This window comes from Ruegeria sp. CL6, assembly GCF_056536465.1.
The window spans coordinates 415842-437516 of sequence record NZ_JBQFPR010000002.1; the positions used below are offsets into that span (position 1 = coordinate 415842).

Annotated in this window: 17 protein-coding genes; 5 read left to right on the top strand and 12 right to left on the bottom strand. The window is 57.6% G+C overall.

Annotated features, from left to right (window positions below; translation table 11 throughout):
• Positions 1 to 7: 7 nt before the first annotated feature.
• A complete protein-coding gene (locus ACR0LH_RS07000) occupies positions 8 to 592 on the bottom strand; it encodes a PepSY domain-containing protein (RefSeq protein WP_480720256.1) in 585 nt (194 codons plus the stop codon).
• 610 nt (positions 593 to 1202) lie between these two features.
• On the opposite strand from ACR0LH_RS07000, the gene ACR0LH_RS07005 reads away from it, so the two are divergent.
• From ACR0LH_RS07005 to ACR0LH_RS07020, 4 genes are read left to right on the top strand one after another with little or no spacing between them, the layout of a single operon-like run.
• Positions 1203 to 3293: a hydantoinase/oxoprolinase family protein gene (locus ACR0LH_RS07005; RefSeq protein WP_480720257.1), complete on the top strand. Its 2091-nt coding sequence runs from the start codon at positions 1203 to 1205 to the stop codon at positions 3291 to 3293.
• Complete coding sequence (locus ACR0LH_RS07010) at positions 3293 to 4939, top strand: hydantoinase B/oxoprolinase family protein (protein WP_480720258.1); 1647 nt, start codon at positions 3293 to 3295, stop codon at positions 4937 to 4939. The genes ACR0LH_RS07005 and ACR0LH_RS07010 overlap by 1 nt, the downstream gene beginning before the upstream one ends.
• Complete coding sequence (locus ACR0LH_RS07015; protein ID WP_480720259.1) at positions 4936 to 6003, top strand: pyridoxal phosphate-dependent aminotransferase; 1068 nt, start codon at positions 4936 to 4938, stop codon at positions 6001 to 6003. Before ACR0LH_RS07010 ends, ACR0LH_RS07015 begins: the two co-directional genes overlap by 4 nt.
• Positions 6000 to 6737 carry an aspartate racemase/maleate isomerase family protein gene (locus ACR0LH_RS07020; protein ID WP_170695687.1) on the top strand — a complete coding sequence of 246 codons (738 nt, stop codon included), beginning with the start codon at positions 6000 to 6002 and terminating at the stop codon, positions 6735 to 6737. The genes ACR0LH_RS07015 and ACR0LH_RS07020 overlap by 4 nt, the downstream gene beginning before the upstream one ends.
• A gap of 33 nt (positions 6738 to 6770) precedes the next feature.
• Here the strand turns inward: ACR0LH_RS07020 and ACR0LH_RS07025 are convergent, their stop codons facing one another.
• Positions 6771 to 7703 carry a GlxA family transcriptional regulator gene (locus ACR0LH_RS07025; RefSeq protein ID WP_480720260.1) on the bottom strand — a complete coding sequence of 311 codons (933 nt, stop codon included), beginning with the start codon at positions 7701 to 7703 and terminating at the stop codon, positions 6771 to 6773.
• A 65-nt stretch (positions 7704 to 7768) separates the two neighbouring features.
• On the opposite strand from ACR0LH_RS07025, the gene ACR0LH_RS07030 reads away from it, so the two are divergent.
• The gene (locus tag ACR0LH_RS07030; protein ID WP_480720261.1) at positions 7769 to 8569 is read left to right on the top strand and encodes an MBL fold metallo-hydrolase; all 801 of its coding nucleotides are present in this window, start codon (positions 7769 to 7771) and stop codon (positions 8567 to 8569) included.
• 113 nt (positions 8570 to 8682) lie between these two features.
• Here ACR0LH_RS07030 and ACR0LH_RS07035 read toward each other — a convergent pair whose 3' ends face one another.
• The 10 genes from ACR0LH_RS07035 to ACR0LH_RS07080 form a co-directional block, all read right to left on the bottom strand.
• Complete coding sequence (locus tag ACR0LH_RS07035) at positions 8683 to 9651, bottom strand: sugar-binding transcriptional regulator (RefSeq protein ID WP_480720262.1); 969 nt, start codon at positions 9649 to 9651, stop codon at positions 8683 to 8685.
• Positions 9648 to 10670, bottom strand: a complete 1023-nt coding sequence (locus ACR0LH_RS07040) for an ABC transporter permease (RefSeq protein WP_480720263.1) — start codon at positions 10668 to 10670, stop codon at positions 9648 to 9650. The genes ACR0LH_RS07035 and ACR0LH_RS07040 overlap by 4 nt, the downstream gene beginning before the upstream one ends.
• Positions 10667 to 11698 (bottom strand): ABC transporter permease, encoded by a 1032-nt coding sequence (locus tag ACR0LH_RS07045; protein ID WP_480720264.1) that lies wholly within the window; start codon positions 11696 to 11698, stop codon positions 10667 to 10669. The genes ACR0LH_RS07040 and ACR0LH_RS07045 overlap by 4 nt, the downstream gene beginning before the upstream one ends.
• Entirely contained in the window at positions 11695 to 13203 is a 1509-nt protein-coding gene (locus ACR0LH_RS07050) for a sugar ABC transporter ATP-binding protein (RefSeq protein ID WP_480720266.1), read from the bottom strand. The genes ACR0LH_RS07045 and ACR0LH_RS07050 overlap by 4 nt, the downstream gene beginning before the upstream one ends.
• A gap of 218 nt (positions 13204 to 13421) precedes the next feature.
• On the bottom strand, positions 13422 to 14438 hold the full coding sequence (locus ACR0LH_RS07055) for a substrate-binding domain-containing protein (protein WP_170383440.1): 1017 nt from the start codon (positions 14436 to 14438) through the stop codon (positions 13422 to 13424).
• A gap of 502 nt (positions 14439 to 14940) precedes the next feature.
• Positions 14941 to 16554: a GMC family oxidoreductase gene (locus ACR0LH_RS07060; protein ID WP_480720268.1), complete on the bottom strand. Its 1614-nt coding sequence runs from the start codon at positions 16552 to 16554 to the stop codon at positions 14941 to 14943.
• 19 nt (positions 16555 to 16573) lie between these two features.
• On the bottom strand, positions 16574 to 17584 hold the full coding sequence (locus ACR0LH_RS07065) for a zinc-binding alcohol dehydrogenase family protein (RefSeq protein WP_480720269.1): 1011 nt from the start codon (positions 17582 to 17584) through the stop codon (positions 16574 to 16576).
• A gap of 5 nt (positions 17585 to 17589) precedes the next feature.
• Entirely contained in the window at positions 17590 to 19101 is a 1512-nt protein-coding gene (locus ACR0LH_RS07070; protein WP_480720271.1) for an FGGY-family carbohydrate kinase, read from the bottom strand.
• A complete protein-coding gene (locus ACR0LH_RS07075) occupies positions 19094 to 19936 on the bottom strand; it encodes a class I fructose-bisphosphate aldolase (protein WP_480720273.1) in 843 nt (280 codons plus the stop codon). The genes ACR0LH_RS07070 and ACR0LH_RS07075 overlap by 8 nt, the downstream gene beginning before the upstream one ends.
• Positions 19927 to 21648: a glycerol-3-phosphate dehydrogenase/oxidase gene (locus tag ACR0LH_RS07080; RefSeq protein ID WP_480720275.1), complete on the bottom strand. Its 1722-nt coding sequence runs from the start codon at positions 21646 to 21648 to the stop codon at positions 19927 to 19929. The genes ACR0LH_RS07075 and ACR0LH_RS07080 overlap by 10 nt, the downstream gene beginning before the upstream one ends.
• Between the last annotated feature and the right edge of the window lie 27 nt (positions 21649 to 21675).

A 21675-nucleotide genomic window follows, 5' to 3' on the forward strand; every position in this document is an offset into this window, starting at 1 on the left:
TCATCTATTATTTTCTACCGCCGCCATTTCCACCCGAATTCCCGCCGCCGGAGTTACCACCGCCGCCGCCGGAGTTACCACCGCCTCCGCCGGAGTTGCCACCACCCCCGCCGGAGTTACCACCGCCGGAATTTCCATTTCCACCGGAATTTCCGTTACCGCCGGAGTTGCTGTTTCCACCCCGGTTCCCGCTGTTGCCCTTATTGCCCTTGTTGCCAAAGTTGCCCTGAGACTTGGCACTCGCCGAGTTTCCTTTGTTTGACCGGGCAGCTTCTGAAATCTGGCGTCCAACACTAGATCTATTGGACACAACGACGCCGGATTGGGCGTCTACAATAACACTTATGATTTCGCCATTCGGCTTCTTGACCAAGATGCGATAATAGACCTTGTCGGACTGAAAAGCGCGCGCGTCCACTGGCGTTCCACCAAAGACCCGCTCAACCCCTTTGATTACTTTCTTCAGCCGGATTGCCGTTCCCGAAGCAGTAACCTTCCGCAGCTCGGATTGTTTCAGCTCACGCGTAGCGGCTTGGCTCTCGGCACCCAAGAGCAAAGTAGCCAAACATATAATCGCCAAGAGCTTCTTCATTCCTTCCACTCTTTTCCCGCGAAATCCTATGCAAAGCCTACTCAACTCAACGTGAACGTGTGATGAACGGTTAATTCCACGTGGGTTCAATGAAAATCTGTTCAATAAGAGGGGCTAAACGATTCTAAATCAAGCATTTTGCACACTTACGTTGAGAAACAGCGACACGCATTTTGGAAACAACTGCAAAACTCGTCTCGCACTAGCGAACAAACACCGTTTTGCCCTGCTACTCACGGAGGCAAAAACAACCGGGCCAGCCATTCATTGAGGTTTAAGAACCCTTGGCTGGCCCGGTTTCATGTCCGCCGGGTTTCAACAGGCGGGATGTCGGAATTGGCCTTAGACAGGCGGGGATTGGACCCAGCAATTGGGGTTTTGCCAACGTCGTTTGGCGGAACGTCAAAATTTGATGTCGCTTCCATATCATCACGTCGCATTTTTGCTTGCCGCTGATGACCGGCACTTGCACACTTGCTGCATGACACTGACTTGTATTCAAAATCCTATGGATCGCCGGGCAACTGGCTGTGATCTGGTGATCTCTGCTTGATCGCAAGGCTCTTGCCTTCTGCAACCCGCTGCGATCACTCGGATTTCGGAATACAGAATGACCCCTCAAACTCTGCGCCTGGCCATTGATATTGGCGGCACATTTACAGACACGGTTCTGGTTTCAGGCGAAGACCAGGTTGTTGCTTCGACCAAAACCCTGACCACCCATCAAAACCCTGCCGAGGGTGCAATGGACGGTGCACGACGGGTCATGAGGCAATCGGGATGCGCGTTGTCCGACGTCTCTGGTTTCATTCACGGAACGACGTTGGCCACCAATGCCCTGATCGAGCGGCGCGGCGCCAAGGTTGCAACGATCACGACCGAGGGCTTCCGCGACATTCTCGAAATCGCCTACGAGCGGCGCTATGCGCAATACGATATCAATCTGGAAAAGCCCGACCTGCTGGTGCCTCGGGAAAGGGCGTTCACGGTGCGCGAGCGTATGTCGGTGGGCGGTGACGTGCTTATCGCGCTGGAGCGGGCTGCGATCGATACGGTGCTGGACGAGATCGACGCAAGCGGCGCGGACGCGGTCGCCATTTGTCTAATGCACGCTTACGCCAACCCCGCGCACGAACAGCAATTGCAAGCGGTCTTGGCCCAAGAGCGCCCCGAACTGGCCATCTCAATCTCGTCCGAGGTCAGCCCCGAGGCGCGTGAGTTTGATCGCCTCTGCACCACGGTTGCGAACGCCTATATCCAGCCCTTGATGCAGACATACCTGACGCGCTTTGCGGACCGGTTCCGTGACGAAGGTCTATGCTGCCCGATCCTGATGATGACAGCGGGTGGTGGGATGTGCACCCTAGACACGGCTGCGCAATTCCCCATCCGTCTTGTCGAATCCGGCCCGGCCGGAGGTGCCATTCTTGCCGCTCGGATCGCCGCACGCGCGGGTCTGGATCAAGTTCTGTCCTTTGACATGGGTGGCACAACGGCCAAGCTCTGCCTGATCGACAATGCGCAGCCACAAACCTCGCGCCAGTTTGAAATCGCGCGTGCTGCCCGGTTCATCAAGGGCTCGGGCATGCCGGTGCGAATTCCCGTGATCGAAATGATTGAAATCGGAGCGGGCGGCGGCTCGATTGCCGGGGTGGATCGGTTGGGGCGATTGACCGTTGGGCCACAGTCGGCAGGTTCCGAACCCGGCCCCGTTGCGTTCCTGCGTGGCGGCACGGAACCGACGGTCACAGACAGCGACATTGCACTAGGCTACATCACCCCCGAAACCTTTGCCGAAGGGCACATCGCGATTGACCCCGAGGCTTCACAACATGCTTTGGAACAAGGGATTGGGACCAAGCTCGGCCTGAACGCAACCGGTGCCGCAGATGGTGTCAGTCGTATCGTCGACGAAAGCATGGCCAGCGCCGGACGCATGCATGCCGTCGAAAGCGGCAAGGAGCTTGGCACCCGCACCATGATCGCGTTTGGCGGCAATGGCCCTCTGCATGCAACACGGGTTGCCCGGTCAGCCGGAGTAAGCCGGATCGTGATCCCGCCAAATCCCGGCGTTGGTTCGGCTGTTGGCTTCTTGTATGCGCCGGTCAGTTTTGAGATCGTGCGGTCACGGTATTCCATGTTGGAAAGCATCGATGTTGACGCCATCAACACGCTGTTTGACGCGATGATTTCCGAGGCGCAACTGGTGGTTTCCCAAGGCGCGGGCGATGCGCCAACTCTGCGACAGCGTACTGCGTTCATGCGTTACAGCGGTCAGGGCCACGAAATCGAAATCCCCCTGCCCGACCGCAATCTTTCCCCCAAAGATATAGCCCCCCTCACCCATGCGTTTGAGGAGGAATATCGCAAGCAGTTCTCGCGCCCGGTGCCGGGGATGCAGATAGAAATCCTCAACTGGTCAGTGCGCGTGGCGACCGTCGAAAAGGAACCGCCTACATTGGCGGATGCACCGGTATCTCGCGCAACAAAACCGTCACAGACGCGCCCCGTCACCTGCGACCTAACCGGAGAAACGTTACAGGCAACGCTGATCGCTCGCTCGGACTTGCACGCAGGTGATTGTCTTCCCGGACCCGCGCTGATCACCGAGCCGCAGACAACCACGTTGGTCTCCTCCGACTTCTCAGCCCGTGTGGACGCGATCGGGAATCTGGTTCTTACCCGGAAAGGAACAGAATGATGACCCACTCTCCTGCCCGACTTCAAGTTATGTGGAACCGTCTTCTGGCGGTTGTCGAAGAACAGGGGCAAACCCTGATCCGGGCGGCCTTCAGCCCAATCGTGCGCGAGTGTGGGGATATCTCGGCCGGTATATTTGATGCGAATGGGCGCATGCTGGCGCAGGCTGTCACAGGCACGCCCGGACATATCAACACAATGGCCGAAGCGGTTCAGCATCTGCGCGCGGCCTTCCCGGTTCAGGACATGAAACCGGGTGACATCTATATGACTAACGACCCTTGGCTGGCCTCTGGGCATTTGAACGACTTTCTTCTGATGATGCCCGCTTTCAGGAATGGACAAGTCGTGGGCTTTACCTCGTGCACCTCTCATCTGGTGGATCTGGGCGGGCTTGGCATGGGACCAGAGGGGTCTGACATCTTTGACGAGGGCTTGTTGATCCCGCCCTGCAAACTTGTCGATCAAGGCATGCCAAACGCCCTGCTTCTCGACATCATCCGTGCCAATTCCCGCGAACCCATCGCGAATGAGGGCGATATCTACGCGCTGATCGCCTGTTGTGAGGCCGGGGTCGACCGTCTGCTGAGCATGATGGAGGAATTCGGCCTCGATGATCTGGATACGCTGGGCGCCTATATCATCGACACCTCGCGCCGCGGGACTCAGGCTGCAATCGCCGAGGTTCCCGATGGTGCCTATAAGAACGTCCTGAAAATGGATGGGTATGAGAATGAACTGGAACTTCACGCCACCCTGACCGTCCATCAGAACAGGATGCATGTGGATTTCTCTGGTACCTCGGGGTGTTCGCGCAAAGGGATTAATGTACCGCTGAATTATGCCACGGCCTACACGGTATTTGCGCTGCGCTGCATTGTTGGGTCGGACATACCGAACAACGCTGGATCGTTAGAGCCCTTCACCGTTGACGGACCGAAAGGGTGCATCCTGAACGCCCAAAGGCCCGTTCCCGTGGCCATGCGGCACACTCTTGGTCAGGTGACGCCTGACTTGGTACTGGGATGCCTGCATCAAGCCCTGCCTGATCAAGTACCGGCAGAGGGCGCAAGCTGCATGTTTGACCTGCCTATGCGTCACGCGCCCGAAGTGGCCCGTGACGGTGGACGGGAGTTTGCAATCGAACCCGTGCATAATGGCGGAACAGGCGCGCGGCCTCATGCGGATGGCTTGTCGGCAACGGCCTACCCGTCCGGCGTTTTTGGCAGTCAGGTCGAAATCACGGAAAGCGTCGCGCCCGTGACGATCTGGCGGCGCGAACTTAGGCCGGATTCCGGTGGCGCGGGGCAATATCGCGGCGGGTTGGGTCAGCGAATAGAAATCACATCGTCCAATAACGCGCCTTTTGTTGTGTTCCTTTCGGTTGAGCGACTGAAATTCCCCGCTCTTGGCAGGATGGGCGGCGGCGCTGGAAAACCCGGCCGCATTCACTTTCGCAACTCTGCCGAGGACATTCCGGGCAAGGGTGAACTGCGCGTTGAACCGGGCGACTACCTGATCTTTGAGACGCCCGGCGGCGGCGGGTTCGGAGATCCGAAGCTGCGCGATCCGTCGGCCCTCGACCTCGATCTGAAACGCGGTCTGGTCACCCCAGACGGCGCAAAAGATTACGGAGGTGACGCATGATCCGCCCGAACGCCTATGTCGCTGATATGGCAGCCTATGCCCTTGCCGATCTGGGCGGGGCGCAGACAATCTCGATGGCGCAAAATGAAAGCGCGTTTCCCGCCAGTCCTGCCGCGGTTCGCGCAGGGCAAGCGGCGGCGGCTGACCTGACGCTTTACCCCGACCCCGAGTGGACCGAGCTGCGCGCAGCCATCGCGGACGTGCACCGCCTAAACCCAGCGCGCATCTTATGCGGAGCCGGGTCGATGGAGTTGATTGGCTGCCTGATCCGCGCCTACGCAGGACCCGGTGATCAGGTTTTGGGCACGCAATACGGATATGCTTTCCTGGCATCGGCAACCGCGCAAGCACAGGCGGATTATCGGACGGCACCCGAGGTTGATCTGACGGTCAGTGTTGACGAAGTTCTTGCCGGGGTAACGCCTGCGACACGCATTGTTTTCATATGTAATCCGGGCAACCCGACCGGAACGTTGATTCCGAACTCTGACATCCTGAGATTGCGCACCGAGTTGCCCGACAACGTGCTGCTGGTTATTGATCAAGCCTATGCCGAGTTTTCGGACACGAACAATAACCGCGCAGACATCTTCGCGCTGGTGGACCGAGGTGACACCGTCGTCACCCGGACCTTCTCCAAAGCCTATGGGTTGGCCAGTGCTCGTGTCGGATGGGGGTATTTTCCACCGGACATTGCAGACGAAGTGCGCAAGCTTCTGAATCCAAACAATATATCATCAGCATCGCAAGCTGCCGCAGCCGCCGCCATGCGCGATCAATCGCACATGCACGAGGTGGTCGGCCAGACGGCAACCCTTCGCGACCAGTTTGCGCAAGACTGCCGCGCGCTTGGGCTGACCGTCCCGGACAGCCACACGAATTTTGTCCTGCTGCGCTTTGCTTCAACGCGTGACGCTCAGACCGCCGACACCGCATTGCGTAACGAAAATCTGCTGATGCGCGGAATGGCGGGTTATGGCCTGCCGGACTGTCTGCGTGCAACGATTTGTGCCCCAGAGACTATGGACAATGCGCTGAGCGTGCTGAAAGGAGTGTTGGCATGACCGAGACGCGAACCGCAGCCAAGATTGGCGTGCTCGTCCCCTACACGAACACCAATCTTGAGCCTGACATGGAGATGTTGCGCCCACCGAATACCACGGTTCATTTCCAGCGTATGGGCGGCTACGACGTGGATGAGATCCCGGGGTCTGAACAGATGGCAGGTTTGGGTGCCTCGGATATCAGCCACGACTTACGGATGATTGCAGGCGTTCGGCCGGACATTGTGCTGTACGGCTGCACCTCTGCCACTCTGACGCATGGGCCTGCGTTCGATGCGGACCTTGCGCGACAGATAAAAGCCCAATCGGGCGCGCAATCGCTAACGGCGGCCGGGTCATTGATCGCTGGCATCAAAGCTTTGGGCGCAACAAAGGTTGGGTTTTCCTCGCCTTATGTTGGCGAGATCAACACGCAGGCCGTAGAGTTTCTGTCGCAGAACGGGATCGAAACCGTGCGCTGCGCCGATATCGGACGCGAATTAGGGAATTACGGTCAAGGCGAACTGACCCCCGATGAGGTGTTTGATCTGGCCTGCCAAGCGGACCATCCTGACGCGCAGGCAATCGTCCTGAGTTGCACCGATATGCGCGCGGTCGAGGTCATTGACAGACTTGAGGCGCATCTGGGAAAACCTGTTGTCACCTCGAACCAGGCTATGGTTTTTTGCATGACCCAAGTGTTGAAACTCGGCCGCGACGCCGCACTGCCCGGTCGCTTGTTTGACCACATTTGAGCCTTTTTGCGTGATGGGTGCCGGCACAAGGTGTCAGCCATTCGCTCCGTCACCGGCACGCACCATGTTTCTGAAACCGGCAGGTGTCATTCCCGTCAGGCGTTGAAAAACACGGTAAAACGCGGGCACATCCGTGTAACCGGTCTGCGACGCAATCTCTGAAACAGAGGCCGGACTATCAGCCAACAAGGACTTGGCCCGTTCCATCCTTATTCGCTGAAGATACTGGGTCAGGTTCAACCCAGTGGACGCGACAAACCGGCGTTGCAGACTGCGCGGCGAGATAGCGGCAATCTCTGCAAGGTCAGATACAGGTGTTTGTTGTTGAAGGTTTTTCTCCAAGTACCGCTGGACGCGCAAAACCTGACCGTCGCCGTGATTGGTTACGGGCCGAAACCTCTGAAACCGCCGTTGATCCCTGCGGTCAGGATCGACAACAAAATGGCGCGCGGTTTCCAGCATCCTTTCCCGTCCTGCCAACCGCTCGATTACGATCAGCGCCAAGTCGATCCAAGCCATCATCCCGCCTGCTGTGACCAGATCGGAATATTCGATCACCAACCGGTCAGTATCCAGGTTCAACGCAGGCCAATCTGTGCGCACGCGATTGACAATTCCCCAATGCGTTGTAACCGGCCTGTTTCCGTCTATCCCTGCCGCAGCCACCCAGTTCAGACCAACACAGGCAGAACAGACCAACACTCCGTCCGCCGCACATTCCCTGAGCCACCCAACCAATTGTGGCGATGCATTAGGGTCAGACATTTCGGCGGCAGGCGGCAGAACAACCGCGCCCCATCTACCAGATTCGTCCTTGGGGGCGGAGTCGATAACAGGGCTCAGACCGGCATGCGACAGCATATCCCGCAACCCAAGCACTGCGGATTGCAAGGCTCCGGGATAGTCCAGGATCAGAACCGGCTGCATCTCTTTCATTTTTGGCACAATCAGCAAAGACATCGTCATTTGTGACAATATCCAGATTGGCGTTCCGCCCCATATTGTCAATCCGAACTAGCGCGGAGAGTGACATGCCAAATCAAACTCACAACCTTATGGTCGGAGACATTGAACTGACGGTACACGACGATGGCCGTTTTCAACTGCCTGCCGGGTATTTTGCAAATGTTCCCGCAGACGTTTCCTTGGGTGAGCACGTTGAGATCGGCGCGAACCTTTGGACGCTGCGCGCGGGTGAACGTTTGTTTCTGGTCGATACCGGTTCGGCAAATGCGCTGACTGAAAGGTTCCCGGATACCGGTCAGGCATGGCCCGGTTTAGAAACCGTAGACCCGACCGACATCATCCTCACGCATATGCATGCTGATCACATAGGCGCGCTGGCCGACCCCAGCGCATTCCCCGGCGCAAAGATCCACGTCACACGCGCCGAGTGGGATTTCTGGGCGAACCCGGCCCTACCCGATGCAGTGCCCGCCGACATGCGCCCAATGGTCGAGATGATTCAGGCCGTGGCCCAAGGCTTTGCTGACAGGGTGGTCCTACACGATGGCCAAACCGAATTGGCACCCGGCATAGGCTTGGTCCCTCTGCCCGGACACACAACTGGCCATACCGGAGTTCTCGTGTCGGACAAGGGGCAAGAGTTGATGATCATCGGGGACGCGATCATCTCGGAACGGCTGCAATTCACCCACCCGGGCGTAAGCTATGCGCTGGACGGCGACCCGGAGCAGGCAGTTTCCACCCGGCGTGCGCTTCTGCAACGGGCGGCCTCGCAAGGCTTTACAATTGCAGCCACACATTTTGCGTTCCCAGGCGTGGGCAAAGTTCAAGCAGACGGTGACACCTATCGCTTTGCCCCGATGTGACCCCACTTTTTCGCCCGTGAAGAAGAACCTCGCCGCCTCAAACGGCTGCCCGCATTAAAATGCGGGCAGGGTTTCAACCGTGTGTGAACAGCCAATTAGGTCTGGCGCTTGCGTCAGCTTTCCTCAGAGCGCCCCAGAACCGATTGGGCTGTTGTATCATCAACCACCAGGGTATTGATGTGATCGCCGTTCAGCGCGGCGACGATAGGCTCCACCTTTTCGGGACCGGTCGCGACCCCAATCCGAACCGGGATATCCTTGGCTTGGGCAAGTGGCAGGCTGACCAGTTTGGAATTCAGTTCGCTGTCGCACAGCTTTCCGGCCAAATCGACCAGATGACCCAGCAATTCAGCGCGCACGCCGTCCTTGTAAAGTTGGATTCTATTTTCTTCGGACAGAGGATGGGCTTTGTAGTAAGTCGCTCCTTCGCCGGTGACGGCACCCAGCCCCATGATCGAGACGCGGGCATTGCGTGCCTGCTCAAGAATGTCGCGGATAGCGCGGACAGATAAAAGCATGTCGCGCTCTTGTTCAGAATCCGCGTGCAAAGGCGCATGAATAAGCGTTGCCGTCCCACCTAGCCCATCGGCGATACGTGTGGCGATGTGGTTTACATCCGTATAGTGCTGGCCTTGCACACCACCGGTCAGCGGTATCACGATATTAGACGTCTTACCCCGCACTTGCAGATGATTTGCTACGGCGCTCAGGGCTTTGCCGCCCGAAATGGCCAGAACATCCTCATCTTGAAGGATCGCCTGCAGATGCTGTGCAGCCGCCTTGCCCACCAGATCCAACGTGGTTTCCGCATTTTCGGTTACAGTGTCCGCCACAAGGAACTCTGCCTGCGGCCAGCGCTCTCTCAACTGTCGCTCTAGGTCGAACAGGCGCTGGAACGGGCTGTGAATCCGAAACTCGACCATCCCCATTTCACGACCTTGCTTGATCAGACGATTTACCTTTGCAGTCGACAAACGAAGACTGTTCGCAATCTCAGCCTGCAGCAAGCCCTCTTGAAAATGCAGTGTCAGCACACGAGCGATCAAGCGCAGAGTATCCGGGTCGGGACCTGTAGCGTTCAACTTTCGTTATCCTTTCTGCTCACCAAATGGTTCGATGCCGCAGCCAGCAGAAGCGCGGTGCCGACAACCAAAGTTTGGAAATACGCGGGCACCAGTGTCAACATTCCGACCGTCAGGGACATGATGATCAGCGCCCCGATAAACGACTTCAGAACGCGACCTTCACCACCGCTGAAGGCTGTACCACCCAACAGAACCACAAGTATAGCGGTTAATTCCATGCCATCGCCGGATAGCGGGTCGCCAAGAGACATAAAGCTGGACCTCGCAATACCCGCCAAAGCCGCGCAAATGCCAACCAGAACATACAGCCTGATCACGACGCGCGCCGTATTGATGCCCGACAGTTTGGCCGCCGTCGGATTGCCTCCGGTCGCGGCCGCGTATTTTCCCAGCTTCATGCGGTCTTGCGCGATGATCATGGCAATCGTCACCAAAATGGCGACCCAGAACGCCCAAGGCAGTCCAAACAGAACCCCGTCCCGGCCGTAATCGTTGAACCAGCCTGGCATTTTCAACCCACCACCGGATTTGATTGCCGACACGCCGTCCTCAACAAGCAAAAGTGCGATCCCTTTGTACAGGCTCAGCGTAATCAGGGTTGCGATCACCGGTGTTATCTTCAACCGGACCACCAAAAACCCGTTGATCGCACCTAGTAGAACGCCCACCAGAACCGTTGCGAGAAAGGCAGGCACGAAAGGCACGCCGTTGATCGCAAGCAGCGCATAAACAACAGCGCTCAGGCTCATGGCGCTGCCAACCGACAGGTCGATATAGCCCGAGATCATCAGCAGAGTGAACGCCCCCGCTAGCGTCAATATCGGTGCCGATATGCGCAAGATGTTGATTATGTTACGCTCACTCAGGAAGTTTCCGCGCTCGAACAGAGGAAACTTGTCCAGATTGGCGGTACTGAGGACCACGACTACAAGGATGAGAACCAGGTAGATATAATAGTCCTTCAGGAATTGCTTGGCACGGTCGCCAGGGCTACGGCTTTGGGTCAATTCAGTCATTGTGCGTGCCTCCGGGCCAAAGCCCAAGTCTGTGCCATGATCGCGATGAATACAGCGATCGCCTTGAGGGTGAATTGCCAGTCCGGTGACAGAACCAGCCCTGTCGCGGCGGACGTCACTGTCGCCAGGACAATCGCGCCGAAAAACATCCCGATCACCGAACCAAATCCGCCTGCGATTGCGACACCTCCCAATAGCGAAATGACCAGCGCGTCGAACTCCATCAGCGTTCCTCGATTGGAAAAGCCCGACTTGAACTCTGAGGCCAGCAGGACGCCGACGGCGCCGGCGACAAATGCGCTGAACAGATACAGTTTCACAACGTGCCCCGCATTATCCACTCCGGAAAGGCGCGAGGCCACTGGGTTCGCTCCGATCAGGTAGGTAAGCCGGCCAAAGACCGTTTTCCGCTCGACGAATACGGCGACAAGGATCAGGACAGCCATCAGAACGACCGGCAGCTTTATCGAAGTGCCGAACATCGCCATGTTCCCCAACGTCCCGAAGTCGGACGGCAGGTTTGTATTGCGCTGTGACCCTTGAGTAATCACCTGCGCAATCCCTCTCGCCAGCATCATCGTCCCCAGTGTGACAATGATCGAAGGCACCCTCAGCACCACTACAAACATAGCGTTGACCGCCCCGATCGCCAACGCTCCGACCAAGGCGCAGCACATGGCCAGACCCGTCGGCATCCCCCAGCCAGAGGACAGCGCATTGGCCCCGCCCGATGCCTGCGCGAACCACACAGCCAGAACACCGGACAGGGCGACAATGCCACCAACCGACAGGTCGAAATTCCCGGAAACCAAAAGAAACGTGACCCCAACGCCAAGCGAGATCACAGCCCAGTTATTGGTTACGAGGTTCACAACGTTCTGAAACTGAAAGAAGTTGGGAACAAAAATCGACGCAAGCATGAACAACGCCACTGCTGCGCCCGCCACCAATGAGGTGATGAACATCTCATCGCTCAGCCTGTTGTCGCGTTCGGCCAGTCTGCGTCCTGCGATTGCCTGATCCGTCATGGTTTTTCACCGCTCCCGCCAGTCACGACATTCAGGATGTGGGGAATGTCGACCTCAGCCCCGTTTTTGATTTCTGCCTTGATCCGTCCGTTGAACATCAGAAAAACCCGATCACAGATGCCCAACACCTCCTCCAATTCGGATGAGAAAATGCAGACCGACTTGCCCTTGTTGGCCAGATCGCGGATCAGGTTATAGATTTCGGATTTCGCGCCCACATCGACCCCGCGCGTGGGTTCATCAAGCAGCAACAAGTCCGCATCTGCGAACAGACACTTTGACAAAACGACCTTCTGCTGGTTTCCGCCCGAGAGTTTCTCGGCGTATTTCTCGATCGAGTTGGTGGCTATGCCCAGCTTGTTAACATACTCTCTGGCAACGGCTTTTTCGCGTTCATCATGAAAAACCCCAAAGCTCGCCAATTTGCGGATATTCATTATCGGAATATTGCGCCGGATGGTCAGCTCTGTGAACAGACCTTGGGTGCGTCGTTCTTCAGGAACAAGGGCTATACCTGCGGCGATTGCCTCTTTCGGCGAGGTCGGACGCTGGCGCTGTTTGAAGTCAATCTGCCCGCTGGCCTTGTCTGCCCCATAAATGGCACGTGCGATTTCCGTCTTGCCTGCTCCGACAAGCCCGTAGAACCCGACGATTTCACCTTCGTTCACATGAAAGGAAACGTCTTGCAGCAGGTGGTTGCGCAGCCCCTTGACGGTCAGAACCGGCTTGTCCGGCACCTCGCCACGGGGTTCATAGTCATGTGTTATCGCACGGCCCACCATCATTTCGATCAATTCAGGGCGACCATTCACCTGGGCCAGAGGTTTCGTCGCGATGTGTTTGCCGTCACGCATGACGGTAACATTGTCGCCTAGTTCAAAAATCTCATCCAGTTTGTGTGAGATATAGATAACCGTCACATCGGATTCTCTGAGGCGACGAATTACACCGAACAGGCGCTCTACCTCGCGTTCTGACAAGGCCGCGGTGGGTTCATCCATGATGATAATGCTGGCGCCCGAGGACGCAGCACGTGCGATCTCGACAATCTGCTTTTGCGCGACACTCAGCGTTGACACGCGTGCCTTGGGGTCGATTGTCGGCTCGATCGCCGCAAGCGTTCTTACCACACGATCTTCCAGATCCGATTTGACCAGAAAACCGAACCGGCTGGCTTCCATCCCCAGGGTGAGGTTTTCAAGAACCGTTAACTGATCCACGACGTGCAATTCCTGAAACAGCGTGCCAATCCCGCTGTCTCGCGCCTCTTGCGTGCTGGTCGGCTCATACGTTTTGCCCAGAATGGCCATCGACCCGCTGGTCGGTTCAAGCGCACCGGTCAGCATTTTGACGACGGTCGATTTACCCGCACCATTTTCCCCAACCAGGCAATGAACGCTGTTTCTATCTATATCGAAAGACACGGCATCCACGGCACGCACGCCTGGGTAATCCTTGGTGAGTTCCCGTACGGACAGTGCCTTCTCTGCTTGCGCGATCTGCACTATCTTCCCCTTGTTGTTCTTTACACAAGCCTGCAAATGGCGCGACGCAGCCGCAGCCCATTCTCCAAGCCTATCTGAGTTTGAGTTTTTTGCCACCAACCCCAATACACCATTGCAGCACAGGGTTGGTGACACATTCCGAACCATTTCAATCAGATCCCAGAGTGGACGATGGACCCAACATTTATTTGGTTCGAGTCTATTTTGGCGTCCTTAAATCAACCGCCAAACTGCTCTTTTAGCCATTGCTCGGCCTCTTCTTTCGGCATGCTCCAGTAGGAAACAGTGTATGCCTTATAGAAGAACTCCTCTGCCGTATCGGATGTCCGTTCCACTTTTCCGTCCAATACGTCCATGATCAGGTCGATACGACCCTGCGCCGTCTCTACCGGCGGCAATCCCATCGAGGCTTTGAGGCTGGAATTTGGATCATAGACCTGGTCGAATTCGACTGAATCAAAGTCCACGCTGGCCACGATCTCGGTCAGCGGCTTTCCGTCATCGAATTTGCCACGCCCCAATTGGGCAAGACCCGCCATCGTACCCACAGTCAGGTTCGATGCCTCAGAGTAGATCAGATTCACTTCGGGGCGCTGCGTGAGCAAATCAACTATGATTTGCTTTGCGGCTTCCTGACCCTTGCTGGAATCCAACGCGCCAAGGTTTTCCGCATCAGGATCAACCGACAATACACCTTCGGCAAACGGAGCCGTCCGGCCCGAGTTCACTTCGGTATGGTTCGGCCAGCCCAACTGGACCATAACGATTGGCTTGTCAGGGTGCGCCTCTTTCCACGCCTTTGCCATCTGCGCGCCCATCTCGAACGACACAGCAGCTTCGTCGCTGCGTGCTGTCGGAATACCGGTGTCCGTGATCGGGCTGAAGAACGAGGTCATGACGATGTCCTCTGCCAAGGCATCCTCTACACCCGGCGTTGCCGCCTCAGCGTCCCAGATATGCAGGGTGGCGGCATCAAACCCGCCCGCTGCGATCTGGTCGACGTTCTGCGTCATGACGGCAGAATCCGCCTGACCGTCAAACACCACAACTTCGGCGCCGTACTTCTCTTTGGCATAGCGTTCCGCTTCGGCCGCCTGAGATTGATGAAAAACGTTCGACAAGTCCGAGACAAAAAACGCGATACGTTTCCCATCCTGTGCAAAGGCTGCGGCCCCTCCGACGAATGTCATCGTCGTAGCCAAAAGCCCTGCCTTTAGTAATTTCCTCCGCTGCATTTTTTCTCTTCCCTTTTCGCTTTTCCTCCAGAGCGCGGCTAGCCCGGAACATGCACTTCCAGAGCCGCAATTTCAGATCCTGACCTCCTCAAGCAAGGTATCTGAAATTTATTGCAGTAAGTGTTATTATTATCATGTTTGCGTTCTCAGTCAACGGTTTTGATTGTTTCTCGGCAAAGGTTTTGGCGAACTTGGGAGTACAAGTTGGCAATGTAAGCTATTGCTTTTTAATCACTTTTATAAAATTCAACATTCCACAGACGACCAAGGGAAAGACGCACCTCTCGACACCTTGGAAAACTCAGGTCACGCGTGGCAAAAACCTTGCTCAATTTGGGTCGAACGAATCCCTCTTTCCCAAGTCCAGCGTCAGTTCTTGCACTGTGATCCGAGCCTTGACCTTGACGGTTTCCATAAAGCGGATCGGACCAAACCTAGCGAAAAAGGGACACGGGCTTTTTCGCCGCTAAGCCAAAAACGTCATAGACAATGCCGTCCGCGATCATACTGATGCACGGATCATGTCCGCTGCTTTCTCGGCAATCATCACGACCGGAGACGCCGTATTGCCCGATACGATCTTGGGCATGATTGACGCGTCGACCACCCTTAGCCCCGCCAACCCATGAACTTTGAGGTCCGCTCCCACCACGGCAGAGGCGTCGGACCCCATCTTGCACGTACCGACAGGATGAAAAATCGTGGTGGCGATATCACCGACTCCGCGCACAAGGTCTTCTTCGCTTTCCATCGCCGGGCCGGGCAGCACTTCTTCGGGGAGATACGGTTTCAGCGCCTTGGCGGTCATAATCATACGCGCTTGACGCACGGATTTCGCCGCCACGCGTTTGTCATTCTCGGTCGAAAGGTAGTTCAAGCGTATCGCTGGTTGCTGGGCCAAGTTCGTGCCTTGGATGTGGCAGGTGCCCACACTTTCCGGGCGCAGGTTACACACCGAGACTGTGATCGCAGGAAACGGATGCAGCGGATCGCCCAGCTTGTCGGTGGACAAGGGCTGAACGTGATACTCCAAATCCGGCGTGGCCAGATCAGGGTTGGATTTGGTGAACATTCCGAACTGACTGGGGGCCATCGACATCGGCCCCGATTGCGTCAGCCCGTATTGCAGCGCAATCTTCGCCTTGCCGACCAGCGAGTTTGCCATCGTATTCAGCGTTTTCGCGTTCTGAACTTTGAAGACCGTGCGGATTTGCAGATGGTCCTGCAAGTTCTCGCCCACGCCCGCGCTTTCGTGATGCACGGCGATGCCGTGTTCGGCCAGCACATCACCCCGACCAACGCCCGAAAGCTCTAGAATTTTGGGGGAGTTGATCGCTCCGGCGGCAAGCAAAACCTCAGCCCCTGCGAAGGCGTCGTAGCGAACACCTTTTTGATGGAAGCGCACGCCTGTCACCTGTTTACCGTCGAACAACAACGTCTCGGTCTCGGCATGAGTCATTACGCGCAGGTTTGGGCGCTTCATGGCCGGGCGCAGGAAACCCTTTGCGGTATTCCAGCGCACGCCATTGCGTTGGTTGACCTCGAAAAACCCGGTGCCTTCGTTGCTGCCGTCGTTGAAATCCACGCGCGGTTGGATGCCGAATTCCTTGGCTCCTTCCTGCACGGCCTTCAAAATATCCCATTCAAGGCGCTGCTTGGAGACCTTCCACTCGCCGCCGCCACGGTGCATGTCGCTGTCGCCCGCATGGTGATCTTCGGACTTCAGGAAATAGGGCAGCACATCATCCCATCCCCAACCGGCATTGCCCAACTGACGCCAGTGATCATAATCCGCCGCCTGCCCCCGCATGTAGATCATGCCGTTGACCGAGGTGCAGCCGCCCAAAACCTTGCCGCGCGGATAAACCAGAGAGCGCCCGTTCAGCCCCGGTTCAGCGGCGGTTTTCATCATCCAGTCAGTGCGCGGATTGCCGATGCAATAGAGATAGCCAACTGGGATATGCACCCAGTGGTAATTGTCCGATCCGCCCGCCTCCAGCAGCAGCACCCGAGTCTTGGGGTCTTCGGTCAGGCGATTGGCCAAGACGCATCCGGCCGTGCCCGCGCCGACGATGATATAGTCATATTCGCCATCAAGTTTCCGGGCGTCTGTCATGGAGTTCTGGTCTTTCTGATTAGTATGCGACGACAAGTTTGCCGATCATGCGCCCGGTTTCAATGATCGCATGCGCTTCTTTCAACGTATCCGCCGACAACCCGTTTAGAGTTTTCTGTTCAGTCGTTCGGATGATCCCGTCATCAACCATACTGGCGACACGGGCCAAAATCTGCCCCTGCCGCGCCATATCTGCTGTTCCGAACAACGAGCGGGTGAACATCAGCTCCCACATCAGCGCGGCGGACTTGCCCTGCAACGCGGAAATGTCCAGCTTCTCCGGCGTCTCAACAATGGTTCCGATCCGGCCCTGCGGCGCGATCAGTTCACACATGGCGTCCCAATGCTGCGCGGTATCGGCGTATTGCGTGATATAGTTCACGGTCTCATGCCCGGCGGCCTGCACCTCGGCGATCAGATCGCGGTGATTGACCACCTGATGCGCGCCCATTTCCTTGCACCATTCGACCGTTTCGGGGCGAGAGGCGGTAGCAATCAGATGCAGCCCGGTCAGTTTGCGTGCCAGTTGCAAGGTGATCGAGCCCACCCCTCCGGCCCCGCCTATAACCAACAGGCTGGCAGGTGTTTCGTTTGTCGGAACTTGCAACCGGTCAAACAGCATTTCCCAAGCGGTCAACGACACCAACGGCAACGAGGCCGCCGCCGCAGGACTGACTGATTTCGGTGCAACCGACGCGATGCGATGATCGACCGCCTGCAACTCGGCATAAGACCCCGGACGATCAGCATCGCCCGCATACCAGACGCGATCACCTTTGGTGAATCCTGTGACGTCGGCGCCCATTTCCTGGACGATACCCACGGCGTCATATCCCAGAATGAACGGCTCGGCATGGTCCTGCTCGGCCGCCGTTCGGATGCGGCGCTTGGCATCTGCGGGATTGACCGAGATCGCCTCGACCTCGACCAGCAGATCGTTGGGTCGAAGGACCGGCTCTGGCAGGTCGACATCCATAAGGCTGTCAGGCGCGTCAATTGGCAGTGATTTCAGAAATCCCACGGCTTTCATGTTGATTACCTTTCCATTGAAGTTTGGGTGCTGTCCCAAAACCCGCGCATGGCTTCGATAAGCGCAAGGTACTGCGCATAGCGGGTGTCGTAATGGGCTTTCATTTCGGAATTCGGCTGGAACTCGGCCTTGCGACGGGTCATCTGACCGATGGCTTCTTCGTAGGAGCCATACGCGCCTGTTGCCACCGAGACGCCAATCGCTGCGCCCAGCGCGCCGGTCTCCTGCGCTTCGGCCACGTAGATCGGAACGCCAAGGCAATCGGCGAACATCTGCGGCCAGACAGGACTGCGCGAGCCGCCGCCGGACAGAACCGCCCGGTCGAAACTGACGCCCGCTGTTTTCAGAACCTCGATATGGCGGCGATGCTCGAACAAAACACCCTCGAACAAGGCGCGCAGCATATGGCCCTCGCCATGCCAACCCGCTACGCCATAGAACCCGCCCCGGAACGAGGCCCCCTGCCCCGAGCCATAAAGGAACGGATGAAAGAACGGATCATCTGCCGCAGGGGTGACCTCGGCCACCTTCTTATTGCAGAACCCAAATGGGTCGTCGTGATGTGCGCCGCGTTCGACGAATTCGCGCACATACCATTCAAGATTGGCGGCCGACGTCGCGCTTGCTTCGATATTCACGAAACGGTTGAGGCCAAAGCCAGAGACCATGAACAGATCTTCGTTGACAGCAGGTTCGTCCGAGAACACCTGATTGATGCTCCAAGTTCCCGCGATGATCGACGCCTCACCCGCGCGCACAACGCCCGAGCCCATGGCACTGGACACCACGTCGAAATAGCCCCCAATCACCGGCGTACCCTCGGCCAGCCCGGTCACAGCGGCGGCCTCGGCGCTGACGGTTCCGGCAATGTCCGCCGGGTCGATCAGGCGCGGCAGCATCTCGCGCGCGTCACCCAGACCATAAAGCGCCAGCAACCCGTCATCATAGGTACAATCGGGCATCCGCGTCAGGCCGCAGCCGGACATATCCGAGATCTCGCTGACCCGCTCGCCGGTCAGTTTGTAGGTGATGAAGTCCTTGCACAACAGCACCGTGCCGGTCTGTGCGTAAACCTCGGGCCGGTGGCGTTTGATCCAGGCCAGCAGGACCGGAGTCTGGGACGGCCAGGGCTTTTGCAAACACAGCGCGTGAAGGGCATCCCCCGCGGTTTCGGACAGTTCCTCAGCCAGACCAGCAGCGCGCGTGTCCAGAGACTGGATACCGGCCAGAGGCTCACCCGCCTTGTCCAACAGATACAGCCCGTTGCCATGCCCTGCACAACCGACGCCAATAATCTGATCCGGTGTGATCCCGGCCTTTTCGATGCAGCCAGAGATCACCTGCCGGGCATTCGCCCACAGCTCGTTCAAGTCCCGCTCAACATGCCCCGGCTGCGGGGTCGAGGACTGCCCGTCCAGCGCCTGCATCGCCACGGGGTTCCCCTGTAGATCGAAGAGAACGGCCTTGATGACCGTGTTCCCCGCATCCAGCCCCAATATGTATCCGTCTTTAGCCACGGTTATAGATGTCCCACGCTTCTTCGCCGCTGGCCTTATTGTGGATCATCGCCATCAGCGCCGCCACAACCGCCTTTGGGTTGTCATGCTGATAGATGTTGCGGCCATAAACCATCCCCTGCGCACCCTGCGCCATCAGAGCCGCCGATTTCATCAGCACGTTCTTGAGGTCTTCTTTACCACCGCCACGCACCAGAACCGGCACGCGGGCGGCCTCGATCACGCGGCGGAAGTCCTGCGCGTTCTCGGTCGGGTCGGCCTTGATGATGTCAGCCCCCATTTCCGAGGCCAGACGCACCAGCGTCACGATCTTTTCCGCGTCACCATCTACCTGATAGCCGCCCCGCACATTGTTGGGCAGCATGACCAGAGGTTCGATCATCAGTGGCATTCCGTATTTGTGGCAGGCCGCGCGTACTTTGCTGATGTTTTCCACGCATTGGCGGAACAACTCTGGCTCATCGGGCAGCATGAACAGGTTCACCACCACGGCTGCCGCGTCCATTTCCAGCGCGCCGATGATCGGCTCGTCGGCGTTTTGCAGCATCGACCACATCACCCGGTGGCGCTGATCGTTATAGGGGTTGCCCATGTCGATCCGCATCACCAGCGCGGGCTTGTCTTTTTCAGGACGCGATTGCAGCAGGTCTGCCTGGCCATAGGCGCATTGGATCGCATCCGGTTTGGCACCGATCAGCGTGTCCATCACACCGGCCATATCCTCAAGCCCGACCATAAAGCTGGGTTCGTTGCAGACCCCGTGGTCGATCGCCACGTCCAGACATCCGCCATTGGTAAACATCCGGTTCATCCGGGCTTTGGTGCTTACACGCATTCTGTTCTCCGTTCATTATTTCGTGCGGTCAGAGTTTCGGCGGTCACGCCATAAAACTCGGACAATTCATGGATCAGCGCTTGGGTCTGATCGGTGATTTCCTGCGGGCTGAGATCGCGCTCAGCCGCCAAAAGCGCACCCAACTTGTCTAGCAACGCCGCCGAAATCTGCCCTGTGATCGCCAGAGCCGTGCGGCGCAGAACGATATCTGACAGGGTTTCGACAAACTCGGTGCGCAGCAGCCAAATGATCTCGGCTTCGGTGTAGGGACAGGTTTCGGACAGCGGTGCGTCCTGCGCGGACTGGCAGAACAAGGCGACGTCATCGGCCTGACTTCCGTAATGCTCGATCAGATGCTGCGCGCGCTCTGGCGTGATGCGGAATTCATCGACCAGCCTGCGCTGTAGCGTGGTCGGATCATCCGGGAACTGCGCGCCACCTCCGATGGCCAGCGCAAGGGTCGACGTCTGTCGGGTTTTGCCAAGCTCGGCCAGAACCTCGTCCGTGGTCTGTTCACCAAAGGCGCGGAACGTGGTCCATTTACCGCCCACCATGCAGAATTGCGGCACATCTCCGTCCAGTCGTTTTGTGTAGTGACCGCGCGAAATCCGGCCGGTGAAATCCTGATCACTGTGCGGAAGCGGACGGATACCGCTGTAGCTGAACACCACCTGTTCGGGGGCGATCTCAATCTCTGGAAATACCAACCGCAGCGAACCGAGGATATAATCGAACTCGTCTGGCTCACACCGCACACGCGCGGCCTTGTCGACGCGAATATCGGTCGAACCGGCCAGCACCTTGCCCTGATAGGGGAAGACGATGCAGACCCGCCCGTCGGTATTTTCAAAATAGACCATATGACCGCCAAGCGCCTGCACCAGCGCCGGGTTGTCGATGATCAGATGCGAGCCCTTGGTGCCCGAAACCATCTGCTCATTGGCGCCACCGCCCAAGCCACGCACCGTGTCGTCCAGCCAGGCGCCAGTGGCGTTCACGATCACCTTGGGCTGCACCCGAAGGCTCTGACCGCTTCGCCGGTCGGTCACCGCATAGTCTTCGCCCAACCGTGTCATCTCGGCATAGTTCAGAGCCATGCAATGGGGCGCAGCGACCTGCATGTCTCGGATCATCTCGACACATAGCCGTTCCGGATGTGTGATCTGCGCGTCGTAATACACCGCCGACCGCGTGACCTTGGGCGTGAGCGCGGGCCAATCCTTGCGCGTCCGACCTGCGCCGTTGAAATGATGCTTTGGCAGGATACGCCGTTTGCGCGTCACCCAGTCGTACAACGACAGGCCCAGCTTGATCGGCACCGCCCCCCGGCTTGAGGGTTTGCCCTGCCACCCGACAAAGCTGGCCGCTGCATTGAACATACCGGAAAAGACCGAGGTGATCGGAATGACCGTCGGCAATGGCCGCACCATATGCGGGGCGTTCAGCAGCAGCGCATCACGTTCCTGAAGCGACTCGCGCACCAGATCGAATTCACCATTCTCCAGATAGCGCAGTCCGCCATGGATCATCCGCGACGGCGCGGCGCTGCAGCCCGAGGCAAAGTCGTTGCGCTCGACCAGCAGCACGCGCAGTCCCTGCAAAGCCAGTTCCCGGAAAACGCCGATCCCGTTTACGCCCCCGCCGATGACCACGACGTCAAACACAGCGTTCTCACGCAGTTTTGTCAGGTTTTGGTGCCGTTGTTCTGACATGGTGGTCCTGTTCGTTGCGGGGTCTTG

Excerpts from the sequence above, each read along its gene's own strand:
- ACR0LH_RS07000 (WP_480720256.1), bottom strand. The coding sequence starts at position 592 with ATGAAGAAGCTCTTGGCGATTATATGTTTGGCTACTTTGCTCTTGGGT.
- ACR0LH_RS07005 (WP_480720257.1), top strand. The coding sequence starts at position 1,203 with ATGACCCCTCAAACTCTGCGCCTGGCCATTGATATTGGCGGCACATTT.
- ACR0LH_RS07010 (WP_480720258.1), top strand. The coding sequence starts at position 3,293 with ATGACCCACTCTCCTGCCCGACTTCAAGTTATGTGGAACCGTCTTCTG.
- ACR0LH_RS07015 (WP_480720259.1), top strand. The coding sequence starts at position 4,936 with ATGATCCGCCCGAACGCCTATGTCGCTGATATGGCAGCCTATGCCCTT.
- ACR0LH_RS07020 (WP_170695687.1), top strand. The coding sequence starts at position 6,000 with ATGACCGAGACGCGAACCGCAGCCAAGATTGGCGTGCTCGTCCCCTAC.
- ACR0LH_RS07025 (WP_480720260.1), bottom strand. The coding sequence starts at position 7,703 with ATGACGATGTCTTTGCTGATTGTGCCAAAAATGAAAGAGATGCAGCCG.
- ACR0LH_RS07030 (WP_480720261.1), top strand. The coding sequence starts at position 7,769 with ATGCCAAATCAAACTCACAACCTTATGGTCGGAGACATTGAACTGACG.
- ACR0LH_RS07040 (WP_480720263.1), bottom strand. The coding sequence starts at position 10,670 with ATGACTGAATTGACCCAAAGCCGTAGCCCTGGCGACCGTGCCAAGCAA.
- ACR0LH_RS07045 (WP_480720264.1), bottom strand. The coding sequence starts at position 11,698 with ATGACGGATCAGGCAATCGCAGGACGCAGACTGGCCGAACGCGACAAC.
- ACR0LH_RS07055 (WP_170383440.1), bottom strand. The coding sequence starts at position 14,438 with ATGCAGCGGAGGAAATTACTAAAGGCAGGGCTTTTGGCTACGACGATG.
- ACR0LH_RS07060 (WP_480720268.1), bottom strand. The coding sequence starts at position 16,554 with ATGACAGACGCCCGGAAACTTGATGGCGAATATGACTATATCATCGTC.
- ACR0LH_RS07065 (WP_480720269.1), bottom strand. The coding sequence starts at position 17,584 with ATGAAAGCCGTGGGATTTCTGAAATCACTGCCAATTGACGCGCCTGAC.
- ACR0LH_RS07075 (WP_480720273.1), bottom strand. The coding sequence starts at position 19,936 with ATGCGTGTAAGCACCAAAGCCCGGATGAACCGGATGTTTACCAATGGC.
- ACR0LH_RS07080 (WP_480720275.1), bottom strand. The coding sequence starts at position 21,648 with ATGTCAGAACAACGGCACCAAAACCTGACAAAACTGCGTGAGAACGCT.